At 55.5% G+C, this 16,384-nt stretch carries 9 protein-coding genes; 5 read left to right on the forward strand and 4 right to left on the reverse strand.

Going from position 1 to position 16,384, the window contains the following annotated elements; genetic code table 11:
• Window positions 1–2: 2 nt before the first annotated feature.
• From HNV11_RS07585 to HNV11_RS07600, 4 genes are all read right to left on the reverse strand, one after another.
• Window positions 3–2,132: a glycoside hydrolase family 31 protein gene (locus HNV11_RS07585; protein ID WP_240163828.1), complete on the reverse strand. Its 2,130-nt coding sequence runs from the start codon at window positions 2,130–2,132 to the stop codon at window positions 3–5.
• A gap of 50 nt (window positions 2,133–2,182) precedes the next feature.
• The gene (locus HNV11_RS07590) at window positions 2,183–3,199 is read right to left on the reverse strand and encodes a zinc-binding alcohol dehydrogenase family protein (RefSeq protein WP_171739099.1); all 1,017 of its coding nucleotides are present in this window, start codon (window positions 3,197–3,199) and stop codon (window positions 2,183–2,185) included.
• On the reverse strand, window positions 3,199–3,987 hold the full coding sequence (locus HNV11_RS07595; protein WP_171739100.1) for an L-fucose dehydrogenase: 789 nt from the start codon (window positions 3,985–3,987) through the stop codon (window positions 3,199–3,201). The genes HNV11_RS07590 and HNV11_RS07595 overlap by 1 nt, the downstream gene beginning before the upstream one ends.
• Before the next feature lie 125 nt (window positions 3,988–4,112).
• On the reverse strand, window positions 4,113–5,261 hold the full coding sequence (locus HNV11_RS07600; protein ID WP_171739101.1) for a glycoside hydrolase family 18 protein: 1,149 nt from the start codon (window positions 5,259–5,261) through the stop codon (window positions 4,113–4,115).
• Between the two features lie 354 nt (window positions 5,262–5,615).
• Here HNV11_RS07600 and HNV11_RS07605 point away from each other — a divergent pair, with 354 nt between their 5' ends.
• The 5 genes from HNV11_RS07605 to HNV11_RS07625 all read left to right on the forward strand — a co-directional run bounded on the left by HNV11_RS07605 (window position 5,616) and on the right by HNV11_RS07625 (window position 16,368).
• Window positions 5,616–8,711 carry a SusC/RagA family TonB-linked outer membrane protein gene (locus tag HNV11_RS07605; RefSeq protein ID WP_171739102.1) on the forward strand — a complete coding sequence of 1,032 codons (3,096 nt, stop codon included), beginning with the start codon at window positions 5,616–5,618 and terminating at the stop codon, window positions 8,709–8,711.
• Between the two features lie 9 nt (window positions 8,712–8,720).
• Window positions 8,721–10,307: a SusD/RagB family nutrient-binding outer membrane lipoprotein gene (locus HNV11_RS07610; protein ID WP_171739103.1), complete on the forward strand. Its 1,587-nt coding sequence runs from the start codon at window positions 8,721–8,723 to the stop codon at window positions 10,305–10,307.
• Window positions 10,308–10,407: 100 nt separating this feature from the next.
• Complete coding sequence (locus HNV11_RS07615) at window positions 10,408–13,761, forward strand: VCBS repeat-containing protein (RefSeq protein WP_171739104.1); 3,354 nt, start codon at window positions 10,408–10,410, stop codon at window positions 13,759–13,761.
• Entirely contained in the window at window positions 13,758–15,074 is a 1,317-nt protein-coding gene (locus tag HNV11_RS07620; RefSeq protein WP_171739105.1) for a vanadium-dependent haloperoxidase, read from the forward strand. Before HNV11_RS07615 ends, HNV11_RS07620 begins: the two co-directional genes overlap by 4 nt.
• Before the next feature lie 82 nt (window positions 15,075–15,156).
• Window positions 15,157–16,368: an ROK family protein gene (locus HNV11_RS07625; protein ID WP_171739106.1), complete on the forward strand. Its 1,212-nt coding sequence runs from the start codon at window positions 15,157–15,159 to the stop codon at window positions 16,366–16,368.
• The last annotated feature ends 16 nt before the right edge of the window (window positions 16,369–16,384 follow it).

Here is a 16,384-nt window from a genome sequence, read left to right on the forward strand (position 1 = left end):
CATCACTTCGTCATCTGCGTAAACGTAACGGCACCAACCGTGTTGGGTTTACCCGGCACCGGAGCAGAAATCGTCCCCTGAATCGACCCGTTCGCCTGTCGGGTTACGCGAATCGCTCGGAAGCTGTACTGCCCGTTTTCGTAGGCAAACGTTTCGCCATCGTCGTCATAGAGCTGGTAAACTCCCGGTTTATTGCCGTAGTAGCGCACTTCGACAGGCACTGTTTCGCCAGCTTTAGGCGCGTGGAGTCGGGAGGGCATCATGGGGATAATCCCGCCATCTTTTACGTAAACCGGGATACGGTTCAGACCGGGTGAGGCCGTGATCTGCTGGCCGTTTCCAACCAGTTCGCCCGTGTAAAAGTCGTACCAGTTACCTTTGGGCAGGGTAACCGTTCGCCTGGTTTGTCCGGCAAAGAGGGGCGCTACGAGCAGAAACTCACCGGCCATATATTGATCTTTGATCTCTTTCCGGACAGCTTCGGCATAGGGATTTTTCTCCAGACTGGTCGTAACCAGCTCATTTTTTACTTCAGACGTAAAGCCTTCTTCCAGATTCATGGCCCGGAACGGGGGCGTACCGTCGAAGTGGTATCTGGCGAATTCGCTGTACCAGTACGGCATCATCTGCATTCGCAGTAGAGCCATGTCCTGCACCGGTTTGCTCACGTCGGCAAACGACCAGGGTTTGGTGCCGCTATCCCAGGCATTGATCATCGCCATCGGTGAGAAAACCACCGTCTGAATCCGGCGCAACCACTCTTCGCTCGTCTCGGACGAACGGACTTCGGGGGTCCACAGAACCCCGGCAAAACTGCTGTTGATGAGCGCGGTAATGAAATCCTGGTGTTTGTAGTAATCGTTGTAAATGACGTAGGGAAACGACGTGCCGCCTGCATTCGATGCCCGAACCAGTCCGAAAGTGCGGCTATTTCTCGACCGGTACAGATCGGTGCTGTAGCGCTGAACCAGCAGGCCATAGGTCTGCCGCATCTGCTCGGCCGCGTGACCCGATGGAAACGTAGCGACATCGGGCCAGAGCCACGAATCATAGCCGTCAACCTCGTCGATCTTGTAGCCGCTGACGCCCAGGTTTACGCCATCTTTCGCGAGCTGCCCGAAAAGAATTGTTTGAGCCTGGGGTAGCGAGAGGTCCGGCACCTGGCCAGTCCAGACGGTATGTGAAGCTGTATAAGGTTGAATAGACTTGAAAATTGAGGCCGATGGAGCCACGTACGGGTTAATCCAGAGATTCGTCCGGATGCCTTTGCGGAGCAGATTTCCGACAAAACCGGCGGGGTCGGGAAAACGAGTTTTGTCCCACTCAAAGGTGCAGGGATACGATTTGCTCTGCCAGCCGGGTTCCAGCCCCACTACGTCGAGCGGAAAACCCTGCTGCTCAAACTGCGCGGCTTCGGCCTCGACCTGTTCGGCATTGTAGAGCTTCTGCACGCGCTGCACAAACCCCAGCCCCCAGCGCGGGGGCAGACAGCCGCCCCCGTTGAACAGATTATACCGCCGGACGACATCCAGCGGTTTCGGCCCGCCGAACACGTAAATCTCTACGCCCGCTGCCGGAACCAGTATCTCTACCGCATCGGAATAGGGACGGCTCGTCCAGGCCTTATCAGTATTGCGATCTCTGGATTTAGGCGGGTCGGGACTGTCTTTGCGAGCGGCCGTACCGGCATAAACGGTCAGGTAACGAGCCGAATTGATAAAGACACCATAGCCATCCGACGAAACGTAAAACGGCGTCGGCGCGTGCGTACGGCCGTTGTCGGAGCCACCGTAATGATCGACGTGCAGGTTCAGAATCCGCCCGCGCTGGTGAACCGTCTGGAAGTTTAACCCAAAGCCATACAGTTGTTCAGTCCGGTTGAGCGGAAAGCGCAGATATGTCTTACCATCCACCAGTCGGGCTGTAATCGCGGGTTGCGGCAGCGGGAAGGGTGTCGGGCCGAGTTTCGCCAAGGCTGATGTGCTGGGCTTGGCACCGGCCGCTGTCAGCAGATTATACGCTTCCGGCTTGCCCACGACGGCTTTCCAGACGCCGGGTTGCACGGGTGTCCAGACCAGGGCCTGTGCCCTGACCAACTGGAAGGAAAAAAGAAAGAGAATAAGCGTTCTCAAAACCGGAATTGCGAACCGTGAACGAAGAAACCAGGCAGAATCAACCCGTTTTACGTCATGGTGACCATCGCCTTAATGACGCCATTGGCCGGGTTGAGCCAGCTGGCAAACTCGTTTTTGACCTGACCGAAGTCGACGCGGTGCGTAATATAGGTTGTGGGATTGATCAGGCCGTTTTTCAGACTGCGAATCACCTGTTCAAAGTCGGCGCGCGTGGCGTTCCGGCTGCTCATCAGCGTGGCTTCCCGTTTATGAAATTCGGGATGGCTGAAGCTGATATTGTCTTTTTGTAAGCCCACCAGCACGTAGCGGGCCCCGTGCGCCATGTAAGCAAAAGCCGTGTTCATGGCCCGCAGGCTGCCCGTCGCGTCGATCACGACGGTGGGCATATCGCCACTGGTGATGGCCCGCAGCTGTTCGATAACATCCGAATCCGAAGCATTGATGGTGCGCGGAACGCCCAGTTTCTCCCGACAGAAGGCCAGCCGGTCTTCGTTGAGGTCGAGCGCAATGACCGTTCCCCCCGCAATCCGGGCAAATTCCATAATCCCTAAACCAATTGGTCCGGCCCCGACAACGAGCACGAACTCGCCGGGCTGTACCCCAGCGCGCCGAACGCCATGAGCCCCAATCGCCAGCGGCTCCACCAGCGCGAGTTCGTCAACGCTCAGCCCTTCGCCGTGTACCAGCGAATGCGCCGGTACCGAGAGGTATTCGGTCATGCCACCGTCGATGTGAATGCCCGAAACCTGCAGCGATACGCAGCAGTTGGTTTTACCCGCCCGGCAGGCAACGCAGTGGCCGCAGTTGAAATACGGGATGAACGTAATGACTTCTCCCGGCTGGAAATCGGGGGCGCCGTCGGCTTCGACCAGTTCGACCGCCAGTTCGTGACCCAGAATGCGGGGATAAGAGAAGAAGGGCTGTGTTCCTTCAAAGGCGTGCAGATCCGTGCCGCAGACGCCAATCTGCCTGATTTTAACCAGGGCATTTCCTGGGGTTAAAAGAGGCTTTGGCACTTGCTGATAGGCGAAGCTGCCGGGGGTGGTGCATACAAGGGTATTCATCAGGAATTCGCTAAGGCCCGGTCTAAATGAACGTATCCACCATCGACGTAAAGCAACTGCCCGGTTGTGTGACTCGACCGCTCGGATAAGAGAAACGCGGTGGTGCTGGCAATCTCTTCGGCCGTGGTCATGCGTTGTCCCAGCGGAATGTTTGCGGTGATCGACGCGAGTTTTTCTTCGGGGTTCGGCAGCGACTGAATCCAGCGTTCGTAGAGCGGAGTCCAGCATTCGGCTACGATGATGGCGTTCACCCGAATGTTGTACTTGAGCAGTTCCACCGCCCACTCGCGGGTGAGGGCGTTACGTCCGCCGTTGGCCGCTGCATAGGCCGACGTACCGCCCTGACCGGTTTCGGCGGTTTTTGAGCTGATATTAACAATGGCGCCTTTCGATTTTTTCAGCGCGGGCAGCGCATAATGGGCCATCAGGTAATAATGCACGACATTCTTGTGCAGTGAGGCCATGAACCGTTCGTAGTCGCCGGACTCCAGACCCACACCGTCGTTTTCGCCGGCGTTGTTCACCAGTCCGTCAATCCTTCCGAACTGCTGAAGTACGGCATTCACCGCCTTCTCCGACTCTTCCGGCCGGGTCAGTTCGGCCACGACCTGAAACGCCCGCCCACCGGCGGCTTCAACAGCCGCTACGGTCGCTTGATTATGCGCTTCCGTCCGGCCAATGATGACTGGCATGGCGCCCTCAGCAGCCAGCGCCTTTACAATTCCTTCGCCAATGCCTCTGGCGCCACCGGTTACAATAATTACTTTATCCTGAAGCTGTAAATCCATTCGTTCGCGTTTTCGAGCTGGTTCCAGTTCAGGCAGCCGATTAACCGTCGGCTGCCTGATCGTACTTCAATAAATCACGAGTTGCAGCTTATCTACTTAATGCGGAAGCAGCATCCGTAGCCGGGTTAGTGCGCCAGGCCGTTCACCAGCTTATTTAACAGCTTCTGCTGCTGCAGGTCGTGGATGTATTCCCAGAACATAACACCCGCCAGCTTTTTCGACCGGACGTACTCCAGTTTATGCGTAAACGATTCTTCGTCGGCATAGGAAATAAACATCCGGGAGGTGGGATTCCACAGGTATGGGGCCTTGGCATCGGCGTCCCAATAGCGGATAAAGCCGTTCCTGTTGATGTAGTTGGCCGCCAGTTCGTCGTGGCTGATAAACGAATGTTTGCCAGTGGACGGTTGATAGAGTCCGTTGTCCTGCGCGCGGGTGTCCGCCCAGCCGCGCCCGTAGAACGGCAGGCCCAGCACGATCTTGCTGGTCGGTACGCCCGCCCGAATGTGGCCATCGACCGCGTCGACGGTGCTGTTACGTGACTGATCGCCTTTGGCCGACTGGTACAGCGGGCTATGGTGGCCCGTTACCTTATCGTTGCCGTGGTACAGATCATAGGTCATAATGTTGACGTAATCCAGATAGCGTTGCGCTTTGCCCAGCTCCGTGTGGTTAACAAAGGCCGTATCGCCACCCGTGGCGGCCGTTAAGAGATAATGATTGCGGCCAGTCCGGTTATCCTGCCGACCCTGTTCGTCCAGCCGGTCGCGAATGGCTTTCAGGAACAGCGTAAGATTCTGTTTGTCTTCGGGGCGGAAGATATTGCCTGCGCCGACCTGCGCCGGATACTCCCAGTCGATATCGACGCCGTCGAGACGATGCTTTTTCAGCAGGGCCACGGCGCTGTTGGCGAACTTCCGGCGCGACGCATCGGTCAGGGCGGCATCCGAAAAATATTTACAGCCGCCCCAGCCCCCAATCGAGATTAAGATCTTTATATCTTTATTGACGGCTTTCAGCGAGGTCAGCGCAGCCAGGTTCACCGAGTCACGGGCCTTCAGCGGAGCCAGCTCGCCGGTTTCGGCCGGGATGGCAAAAGCGTAATTAATGTGCGTGAGTTTCTGGGCTTCAATCTGATCTTTAGTCCAGCCATGACCGGTGACGTAGCCAATGATAACGTAGGGCCGGGAGGCCGACTGACTAAGAACAACGGAGGAGCCGGTGAGGGTCAAACAAAAAAGAAAAAGCGCAAAAAAGACAAATCGGTTCTGCATAAACATAAATTGAAAAAAATGGGAACCTGTACGAAGCAGGATTGTGAACTAAAACTATCGTATAGCTGGGATGAATAGCGGCCGTACCCGGTTCGGGTTCAGTCCGGTACAGACGTTAACGAACGGTTAAGAACATAGGCTTAGGATTAATTTATTGTAAATTTGTGATAATTCAAAAATTGTTAAGATTGAGATACATAATTCTAAAATTTTTTAAAAAGTAAAAAATATATTTGTCTCAACAAGGTGTTGGCCAAATGAGATAAATATCATGGATGAGGGGAGGCTCGTCCGGGATTGACGACAAAGTAGCTAGTACCTGGAGTACCATTCAAACTAACTAATTTGAATTTTATGAAACCAAAACTACGAGGAACCTTCGCGAAGGTTTTGCTCCTGCTGGGGGCATGGGTTCTCCTGATTCAGGCACCCGTCTGGGCAGCGGACAGGGACGTGACGGGCAAAGTGTCGGACGAAAAAGGGAATGAGCTGGCGGGAGCAACCGTCACTATCAAGGGCACCAACAAAGGTACCAACACCGACGCGAACGGAAACTTCCGAATTTCGGTGCCCGACGGTAGTGCCGTGCTGGTGTTCTCCTACATCGGTTACGCCCGTCAGGAAGTGACGGTTGGTAATCAGTCGGTGTTCAACATCAAACTGCTGCCGGGTGAATCTGCGCTGAACGAAGTCGTCGTAACGGCCCTCGGCATCAAGCGCGACACCCGGACGCTGGGGTATTCGGTGTCGACGATTGAGTCCTCGGCGCTGAACGTAGCCCGGGAAACCAACGTCATCAACTCCCTGCAGGGGCGCGTGGCGGGTCTGAACATTGCTCCGGCCAACGGCGGACCGGGTTCGGCTTCCCGGATCAACCTGCGCGGGGTCAGTAACTTTAACGGAGGTAGCCCCCTGTTTGTCATCAACGGTATACCGATGGACAACACCTCGCGCGGAAACGCGGGCGAGTGGGGTGGCTCGACCAACGGCGACGGGATTTCCAACATCAACCCCGACGACGTCGAAACGATGACCGTCCTGAAGGGCGCAACGGCTTCGGCACTCTACGGTACGCGGGCCGCCAACGGCGTGATTCTGATCACGACCAAGAGCGGCAAAAACGGCGGTCTCTCGGTTGAATACAATGGCAACATCCAGGCCGACCAGATCATTAATTATACTGACTACCAGTATGAGTATGGTCAGGGAACGCAGGGTAAACGGCCAACCGACGTCTCCAGCGCCCGCAACTCGGGTATCTATAGCTGGGGCGAAAAGCTGGACGGAGCACCCTACACGCAGTTCGACGGCAAGCAGTATCCATATTCGGCCGTAAAGGATAACCTGGAGAAGTTTTACCGGACCGCCACGACGCTCACCAACACCATTGCCGTGTCGGGTGGTAACGAGCAGACCAGCTTCCGGATGTCGCTGTCGTCGCTGGATGCCCAGGCCGTGCTGCGAAACAGCGGGCTGAAACGGAAAACGATCAACCTGAACATCAACCAGAAGGTAACCAGCAAATTCGACGTGAGCGTGCTGGCCAACTACGTCGACCAGCAGGACATCAACCGGCCTAACCTGATGGATGCCCCCCAGAACGCCAACTATGGTATCTATCTGCTGGCAACGAGCTTCAATCAGGAAGCGCTGAAACCCGGCTACGATCCGATTACGGGCAACGAGATGACCTTCAGCGACGATACCTACAAAACCAACCCCTGGTTTGTGGTCAACCAGTTTAAAAATCGGTTCGATCGGAAACGGCTCATCTCGGCCGTTACGGGTAAATATCAGTTCGCGGATTGGATTTATCTGCAGGGCCGGATCGGCTACGACCTGATCAACGACGGTAACTTTGGCATTACGCCGTTTGGAACGGCCTATTCGCGGTTGGGATCGGTGAGCCAGAGCAAATCGCAGACCACGGAGTTGAACATCGACGGCCTGCTGGGCATCACCCGGAATCTGACGCAGGACCTGAACCTGAACGTAGCGCTGGGTGCCAACTTACGTAAGAACAAACTGGAGAGCATCGGTATTTCGGGTAACCAGCTGAGCATTCCGTACCTGTACACGATCACCAACACGCTATCGCGGAGTCAGTCCTACGGCTACAACGAACGGCAGGTGCAGTCGGCCTACTACACGGCGGATTTCAACTTCAAGAACTACCTGACCATATCGACAACGGGTCGTTATGATATCTACTCGACCCTGCCGGCAGCTAACCGGGGCATTTTTGCGCCTTCGGTTTCAGCCAGCTTCGTCTTTTCGGAATTGTGGAAACCAACGGTGCTGAACTTCGGTAAACTGCGCGCTTCCTACGCGCAAACCAGTGGCGAAGCCTTCGATGCGTATCTGACCAGTCAGTATTATTCGCTGGGGAACACCTATAATGGCCTGCCCCAGGGCAGCTTCAGCTCAACCCTGCCCAACCTCAATCTGCGGCCCTTCCGGCTGAAAGAGTTTGAGGTAGGTTTCGAAACGAAGTTCCTCAACAACCGTTTCGGCGTTGACCTGGCTTATTTCAACCGGCAGACCCAGGACGAGATCGTAAGCGGTCCGCTGTCGATTGCTACCGGCTATACCTCGCAGGTTCTGAACCTGGGGTCAACCCGTAATACCGGTCTCGAACTGCTGGTAACGGGTACGCCGGCCGTCAGCCGGTCGTTTAAGTGGGACGTTTCCTTTAACATCACCAGTGTTAAAAACACCATCGTTGATATTGACGGACCGGGCGGCACAACCACGCTGGGGCTGGGTACCTACCGGCCGCTGAACGCTAACGTAGCGCACGTGAAGGGCATGGCCGCTGCGCAGATCCTGGCGTATGACTACAGGTATGATGCCAGCGGAAAAATCATCATTGGCAGTAATGGTATTCCGGTCCGGGGAGCGCTGACGCCGATGGGCTCGGCCCTGCCGAACCTCTACGGCGGGTTGAACAATAACCTGAACTACGGCAATTTCTCGCTTTCGTTCCTGTTCGATTACAAGTTTGGCGGCAAGGTGCTGTCGGCAACGAGCCATTACTCGATCGTAGACGGCCTGAACAAAATGACGCTGGCAGGTCGTGAAACCGGCGTAGTCGCCAATGGCGTACTGGCAACGGGCGAAACCAACACCCGGAACGTACCGGCCTATCAGTACTACCCGGCGCTGGTAACGAATATTTCGAAGCTGAACGTATACAGTTCGGATTTCATCAAGCTGCGGCAGGTTGTACTGAGCTATCACCTGCCCGACCAGCTGTTCCGCAAGCTGCCATTCGAAGCTGTTTCGCTCTCGCTGGTTGGCCGGAACCTGGCTACGCTGCTGCGGCATACGGAGAACTTTGATCCGGAGGCCGGGATTTCATCCGATGTGCGGTATGCCGGTATCGAAGGCCAGCAGCTTCCGCCAACCCGTACCTACGGCTTCACGTTAAATGCCCGCTTCAAAAAATAACCGAAGACTATGAACCGTAAACTAATCTATATCGCATCGCTTCTGTTGGCATTGACAGCGGGATGTACCGAGAATTTCGATGCCATTAATACAGACCCCACTAAAGCCAGTGCGGCTAACTGGGACCCGAACTACTTTCTGCCCAACGCCCAGAACGCCTTTATCAATCTGGGCTATAACAGCATGCTGTATCAGGCACCGGCTATGCAGATTCTGGCGTCTACGTTCACCTATTACGGCAACGGAGATAAGTACGTAAATACCCAGAACTCGACGAGTTATCAAGGGGCTCTGTTCAATAGTACCTATTCCGTAGGCGCGGTACTGGCCGAGATGATCAACCTGACGGAGGGGAAAGACCAGTATGCCAACCTGCGCAACGTAGGGCGTATCATGCAGGCCATGAATATGCTGCGCGGCACGGACGTGTACGGTGATATCCCATATTCGGAGGCTTTTAAGGTGAAGTCGGGCATCGCTACGCCGAAGTACGATACGCAGCAGTCGATTTATATGGCGGCCCTGGCGGACCTGGAGGCAGCCACCGCTGCACTTGACCCGGCAAAGGCCAAGCCAACCGGCGATCTGTTCTACGGGGGCGACATTGCCAAATGGAAGAAGTTTGGCTATTCGCTCATGCTGCGTACGGCCATGCGCCTGACCAAAATAGACCCGGCAACCGCCAAAACCTGGGCTGAAAAAGCCGTTGCGGGTGGCGTCTTTACGTCCATTGACGACAATGCACGCGAAACAGCCGATGCCAATAACGCGACCTCGGGTATCTATAACGTGTATCAGGTAGCCGACGATTTCCGGGAGTTGCGCTGGTCAAAGACGTTTATCGACGCGCTGAAGTCAACGAATGATCCTCGTTTGGGCGCGGTTGCTGAGGTGCCGCAGCCGGGCGCTGCTAACAACGCCAACCAGACCCTGGCCGGCAATAACGATCCGGCCATTCAGGTGGGTCTGCCGAATGGATATGATCTGAGCGGGGGCGCTACGGACGTTCGGCGGGCGCCGGGCTATCCGGGCGCTACCGGAACCGGCGCTGACGCTGCCCCGCTGGGGGGCTATTCGCGGCCCCGTATCTCGGTTTATCTGAAGCGGAATGGAACGCTGATGGTGATGACCTATGCCGAAACGGAACTGCTCCTGGCCGAAGCTAAAGTGCGGGGCTGGAACGTGCCCGGCACGGCCGCTGAACATTATCGTAACGGCGTTGCGGCTGCCATGACCTCTCTGGCGCAGCTCGACCCCAGCGCGGCCATTCCGGCAGCAACGGCTCAGGCCTTCGCAGCGGCTCTTCCGCTGGACGTTTCCTCGACCGAAGCGTCGCTGAAGATGATCAATACGCAGTACTGGATCGAGACGGGTTCCATGTTCAATTTCATCGAAACCTGGATCAACTGGCGTCGGTCGGGTTATCCGCAGCTGACTCCGGTCAACTATCCGGGTAACGTAACAAACGCCCAGATTCCACGCCGGATGATTTATCTGTCGACCGAAGTGCTCAATAACCGGGTTAACTACACGGAAGCCGCGGGCCGACTAAGCGGTGGCGATCTGCTGACCAGCCGCGTCTGGTGGGATAAATAGTGCAACGGATTATCTGAACAGCTAAGAGGTCTATTTGGGCGTCTTAGCTGTTCAGTTTATTTTTAACGCTATCTGAAGCGTTTATGCGTTCTGAGTACGTATGCTTTTCTTCTTCACTGTAAGCGAACGGATTAGGTTAGTCTCTACGGTACGGTTATATGCCGTAGCCGCGGGGCTGCTGTGTCTGTTCGTTTCGGTTGCCAACGCGCAATCGGCGCTGTTTCAACTGCTTTCGCCGAAGCAGACAAATATTGAATTCAGCAATGTGATTGATGAGAACGAAAGCCTGAACGTACTGGCCTACGAATATTTTTATAACGGCGGGGGCGTGGCCGTTGGCGATCTGAACAACGACGGCCTGCAGGATATTTTCTTTACCGCTAATCTGAAACCGAACCGGCTGTATCTGAACCTGGGCGGGCTGAAGTTCAAAGACATTACGGCCGAAGCTTCGCCCGAGTTAGGCGGTCGGGAAGGGGGCTGGAAAACCGGTGTCAGTCTGGCCGATGTAAACGGCGATGGACGGCTGGATATTTACGTTTGCTACTCCGGAAAGGTCGACGAGGCCAAACGCCGAAATCAGCTCTTCATTAATCAGGGCAGCGCCGATGGCGTGCCCGTCCACTTCATTGAACAGGCGAAAGATTACGGGCTGGATGATCCCGGCTATAGTACGCAGGCTACGTTTTTTGACTACGACAAAGACGGCGACCTCGACGTATTTCTCCTGCATCATAACGTAAAGAAATACGACAACATGCAGCTGGCCCGGCTGCACACCGAAACCGATGAGCTGGCCGGAAATAAACTGCTCGAAAATCAGAACGGCCACTTCGTGGATGTATCGAAAAAAGCCGGAATCCACCAGTATCCGCTGACCTTTGGGCTGGGCGTGGTGGTGGCCGATGTCAACCAGGACGGCTGGCCCGACATTTACGCAACCAACGACTACAACGAGCCGGACTACCTCTACATTAATGCGAAGGACGGTACGTTCCGCGACGAAACGCAGTTGCGGTTCCGGCACCTGCCGCAGTTTTCGATGGGCGTTGATATTGCCGACTACAACAACGACGGCCTGCCCGACGTCATGTCGCTGGATATGCTGCCCGAAGACAACCGGCGGCAGAAGCTGTTGCAGCTCCAGGAAAACTATGAATCGTTTGAGCTCATGGTGCAGCAGAATCTGCAGAAACAATACATGCGGAATATGCTTCAGCTCAACAACGGCGATGGTACGTTCAGCGAGATTGCCCAGCTCGCGGGTGTTTCTAATACCGACTGGAGCTGGTCGCCCCTGCTGGCCGACTTCGACAACGATGGCTACAAAGACTTATTCATCACGAATGGGTATCTGCGCGATTACACCAATAAGGATTTTCTGAAGTACTGGGGCGATTACAAAGTGAAGAAGGCTATCAACCGCGAGTCGGTGCAGCTGATGGACCTCGTCCGGGCTATGCCCGCCACGAAAGTCCCGAACTACATTTTTCGTAACAACCACGACCTGACGTTTGCCAACAAACAGGCCGACTGGGGCTTTCAGGCGCCTTCGGTTTCGAGCGGAGCGGCTTATGCCGACCTCGACAATGACGGCGATCTGGAATTGATCGTTAACAATATAAACGAACCCGCCTTCGTCTATCAAAATCTGGCGCGCGAACAGTCCAAAAACGCGTTTATTCAACTGAAACTGGTGCCGACAGTCGGGAAGAAGCAGGCGGTGGGTGCCCGCGTTAGCCTGTTTGCAAACGGTGTGCAGCAGTATCAGGAACTCAATCCGGTTCGGGGGTATCTGTCCTGCCAGCCGACTACCCTGCATTTTGGTCTGGGAACGGCAACCGTCATTGATTCGATCCGGATTAGCTGGCCGGACCAGTCTGAACAGACGCTGACCCGCGTCGCCGTCAATCAGCAACTGGTTATTCAGCAGGCAGCGGTTTCGGCAAAGCCAACCGCTCTGCCGGTAGCCAAAGCTCCAAATGCCTTGTTCACGAAGACCCAGCTTCCGCTGAAGCTGACCCACGAAGGCTATACGGAAAACGACTTCAAACGGCAGCCGTTGATGCTGTGGATGTATTCGCATACCGGTCCCGTTCTGGCGAAGGGCGACGTAAATAAAGACGGTCTGGAGGATCTGTTCGTGAGTGGCGACCAGACAAACCCAGGGAGCGTCTGGCAGCAGCAGAAAGGAACGTTTAAAAAACTGGATAAGCTGGCCATTGGCGACGAGAAACTGTCGGCAGTAGCGGCTGCCGCTTTCTTCGACGCGAACGGCGATGGCTACGACGATCTATACGTAGCTAAAGGCGGCTACTCGCTGTTTGAAGCCAACACGGCTTCGCTGCAGGATGAGCTGTATCTCAACGATGGCCGGGGTAACCTGAGCCTGACCGCAACCCCGTTGCCAAACATCAGCGCCAGCAGCAAATCCTGCGTGCGTCCGGGCGATTACGACGGCGACGGCGACCTGGATTTGTTCGTGGGCGGGCGGGTCGTGCCGGGGCGTTATCCCGAAACCCCAACGTCTTACCTGCTGGAAAACAATGGGAAAGGTGAATTCGCCGTCGTCGCGGTGCCGTTCTCGGCGGTGGGCATGGTTACCGACGCGCAGTGGGCCGATCTGGACGGCGACGGTCGGCTGGATCTGGTCATTTGCGGAGAATTCATGCCCGTAACCATTTACCAGAATACTAAAGCCGGTTTCGTGGATAAAACCAGTCAGTATTTTCCCGAAGCCGAAAACGGGTTCTGGCTGTCGCTGGCCGTGACCGACGTAAACGGCGATGGCCGAAACGACATCATAGCCGGGAATCTGGGCAGTAATTCGCAGATTCGGGTTACGTCAAAAGAGCCAGCCGAACTCTACTACGCTGATTTTGATGGGAATGGCTCGGTTGACCCGTTCTTTAATTTTTATATTCAGGGACAGTCCTATCCTTACGTCAGCCGCGATGAACTGAACGATCAGATCTACGCCATGCGTAAACGATTTGGTTTTTATAAAGACTACGCCAGCGCAAAAGTGACCGATATCCTCCCGACGGAGGAACTGGCGAAAGCCAGGAAACTGACCGTCACCGAAGAACGTTCTGTCTGTTATATGAACCAGAACGGCCGGTTTGTGAAGCACGTACTGCCCGCTCAGGCGCAGTTCGCTCCGGTAACCAGTCTCAAAACGGGTGATTTTAACAACGACGGTAACGTTGATCTGCTGCTTTTCGGCAATAAGTCCGATAACCGGCTCAAACTTGGTAGCATGGACGCGAACTACGGCTGCCTGTTGGCGGGTAATGGCAAGGGTGACTTCAACTACGTCGGCCAGCCCCAGTCGGGTCTGTCGGTGACGGGCGATGTTAAATCGGTAATCGACTTGAAGATAGGACCGCAGACGTACCTGGTCATTGGCGCGTTCGGCCAGCCCCTTCAGGTGTATAAACCTGGAAAGCCATGAAACAACTTTTGCTGGCGTGCCTGCTGCTGAGCCAGTTGGTGCAGGCCCGGCCGGTTAAACCCGATCTGGCCGCGCGTCTCCAGCCAACGGTGTTTGCCGTGACGATGGTGATGATTCATGACGTTGTCAACCCGCCCGCAGCCAGTCGGTTCTATACGTACTGCCTGCTCGGGGCACACGAGATTGTGGCGCAGCAGCGTAACGGCATTGTATCACCAGCGTCGTTTACGCGCAATTTCCCCCACATCCAGATAAACAGTAAGGAACGGTATGATTACCGGATTGCGGCTCTCTACTGCATTCTGGAAACGGGTCGGCTAATTCTGCCGTCGGGCTCCATGCTGGAGGAAGAACAGCAGAAGCTGATCGACCAGTTAAAAGCTGAAGGTTATGCCGAGCCCTTGATAGGGCAATCAGTTCGGGTGGCGCAGGAGGTTGCCAAAACGATTCTGAGCTACGCAGCCGCCGATAACTACGGCAAATTGAGCGCCCGGACGCGCTACCGCCCTACCAAGCAGGACGATTACTGGTATCCAACTCCGCCGGGATACATCGAAGCCATTGAGCCGCACTGGAAAACCATCCGTCCGATGGTGATTGACTCCTGCAATCAGTTTGCGCCCCGTCCGCCCGTTCCGTTCAGCAAAGATACGACCAGCGCGTTCTACCGGCTGGCCCATGAAGTGTATCAGGTCGGGAATACGCTGACCGACGAGCAACGGTTCATTGCTTCGTACTGGGACTGCAATCCGTTTGCCATTAATACGTCAGGGCACATGTCGATTGGGTTCAAAAAAATCAGTCCGGGCGGCCACTGGATGAACATCACGAGTATCGCCACCAGCCAGGCCAAACTGTCGTTCGACAAATCCCTGATGGTGCATTCGCTGGTGGCTATGACGCTGATGGACGCCTTCATCAGCTGCTGGGATGAGAAGTACCGCAGCAATCGGGTACGTCCCGAAACGGTCATCAACCGGTACATCAGTGTGCGCTGGCAGCCCCTTTTGCAGACACCCCCATTTCCGGAGTACACCAGCGGCCATAGTGTCATCTCAACGGCCGTTGCCGAGCTGCTGACCTACCTGATTGGCGCTGATTTTTCCTTTACGGATACTACCGAAATTCTGTTTGAATTGCCGGAACGAAAGTTCGCTTCGTTCCGGCAGGCCGCTGACGAAGCCGCGATCTCCCGGCTTTACGGCGGTATTCATTACCGGGACGCCATTGAGAACGGTCAGGCGCAGGGGAAGGCGCTTGGTGAGTTTATTGTAGGGAAACTTAAAAAGGCGGGGGTTACGCCTACATTATAAACACTCTGGTTAATGCTTTTCTTTCGAACCCTGAACCCGGCTGGCGCAATGGAGCCAGCAGAGGCAACGCATACATACCATCATGCAGGATAATGCCGTTTTTTCCGTCATTGATACGAAGAAAAACAAGCTTAAACGTCATATCATCAGCGAGCTCTATCGCTTCGAGTCGCGGACAATCTCGCAGCTGTCCAGTCGGTTGCACACCAGTATTCCATCGGCTACGGCCCTGATTGATGAGTTAAGCATTGGCCACTGGGTACGGGGCATCGGCACCGGCACGGCAAAATACGGACGTAAGCCTTCGCTGTACGCCCTTGACCCCAGCCGCTACGTAACGGTCGTGCTCGACAGCAGTCTGCACGATACCAAGCTGGTAGTTTTCAATCTGCTGAACGAGGTTGTTTTCCGGCAGGACCTGAATCTGCACCTGGTCAATTCCCCCCTGTTTCTGCGTCATCTGCAGGAACCGCTGGAGCAGGTAGCCCGGCATATCCAGGCCGAAGGCTGGATGGTGATTGGGGTAGGAGCCGCGCTGCCGGGACTGGTGAACCCGGCACAGGGCGTTAACTATACCTACCGCAAGCTGAATGGTCCGGAACCGTCGCTGGCGCAGCTCCTGCAATCGGCATTCGACGCGCCAGTTTACCTGATCAACGACACCAAAGCAACCATTTTTGGCGAGTACCGATTTGGGTTGGCGCAGGGCAAAAAGCACGTGCTGTCCATTAACATCGACTGGGGCGTCGGACTGGGCGTTATCGTCAACGGCGAGATTCTGCAGGGCACATCGGGTTTTGCCGGTGAACTGGGGCATATCCAGATGAAAACCGACGGTGAGTTATGCGCCTGCGGCAAGGTGGGCTGTCTTGATACCCTCGCGTCGGCTTCGTCGCTGATCCGGCGGGCCAAAGAAGGGCTGGAAGCGGGTCGGGTGTCGCTGCTATCGGGCGTTTCCCCCGACGAGATTGATATTGAAACCATCATCGCCAAGGCCAACGCGGGCGACGCCTTTTCCATTGATCTGCTGAGCGATGTGGGCAGCGAACTGGGCCGGGCCTTATCAACGACGGTGCATCTGTTCAATCCTGAACTGCTGATTATCAACGGCGTCTTAGCCAAGGCCGAAAAGGCCGTTACGCGGCCCATTGAGCAAGCCATTGATAAATATTGCCTGCCTAATTACCGGGATAATCTGTCCATCGAACTGTCGCAGCTCGGCGAGATGGCCAAGCTGCGCGGTACGCAGGCTTACGTCCTGCAAAGCCTGCTGGAAGGCGAGCAAATACCTTAGCTAGCAGGGAAGTAGC

The sequence above is a fragment of the Spirosoma taeanense genome (assembly GCF_013127955.1).
Lineage (GTDB): Bacteria > Bacteroidota > Bacteroidia > Cytophagales > Spirosomataceae > Spirosoma > Spirosoma taeanense.

What these genes read in the sequence shown, in the direction of transcription:
- HNV11_RS07590 (WP_171739099.1), bottom strand. Translation starts at nt 3,199, where the DNA reads ATGAATACCCTTGTATGCACCACCCCCGGCAGCTTCGCCTATCAGCAA.
- HNV11_RS07595 (WP_171739100.1), bottom strand. Translation starts at nt 3,987, where the DNA reads ATGGATTTACAGCTTCAGGATAAAGTAATTATTGTAACCGGTGGCGCC.
- HNV11_RS07600 (WP_171739101.1), bottom strand. Translation starts at nt 5,261, where the DNA reads ATGCAGAACCGATTTGTCTTTTTTGCGCTTTTTCTTTTTTGTTTGACC.
- HNV11_RS07605 (WP_171739102.1), top strand. Translation starts at nt 5,616, where the DNA reads ATGAAACCAAAACTACGAGGAACCTTCGCGAAGGTTTTGCTCCTGCTG.
- HNV11_RS07610 (WP_171739103.1), top strand. Translation starts at nt 8,721, where the DNA reads ATGAACCGTAAACTAATCTATATCGCATCGCTTCTGTTGGCATTGACA.
- HNV11_RS07615 (WP_171739104.1), top strand. Translation starts at nt 10,408, where the DNA reads ATGCTTTTCTTCTTCACTGTAAGCGAACGGATTAGGTTAGTCTCTACG.
- HNV11_RS07620 (WP_171739105.1), top strand. Translation starts at nt 13,758, where the DNA reads ATGAAACAACTTTTGCTGGCGTGCCTGCTGCTGAGCCAGTTGGTGCAG.
- HNV11_RS07625 (WP_171739106.1), top strand. Translation starts at nt 15,157, where the DNA reads ATGCAGGATAATGCCGTTTTTTCCGTCATTGATACGAAGAAAAACAAG.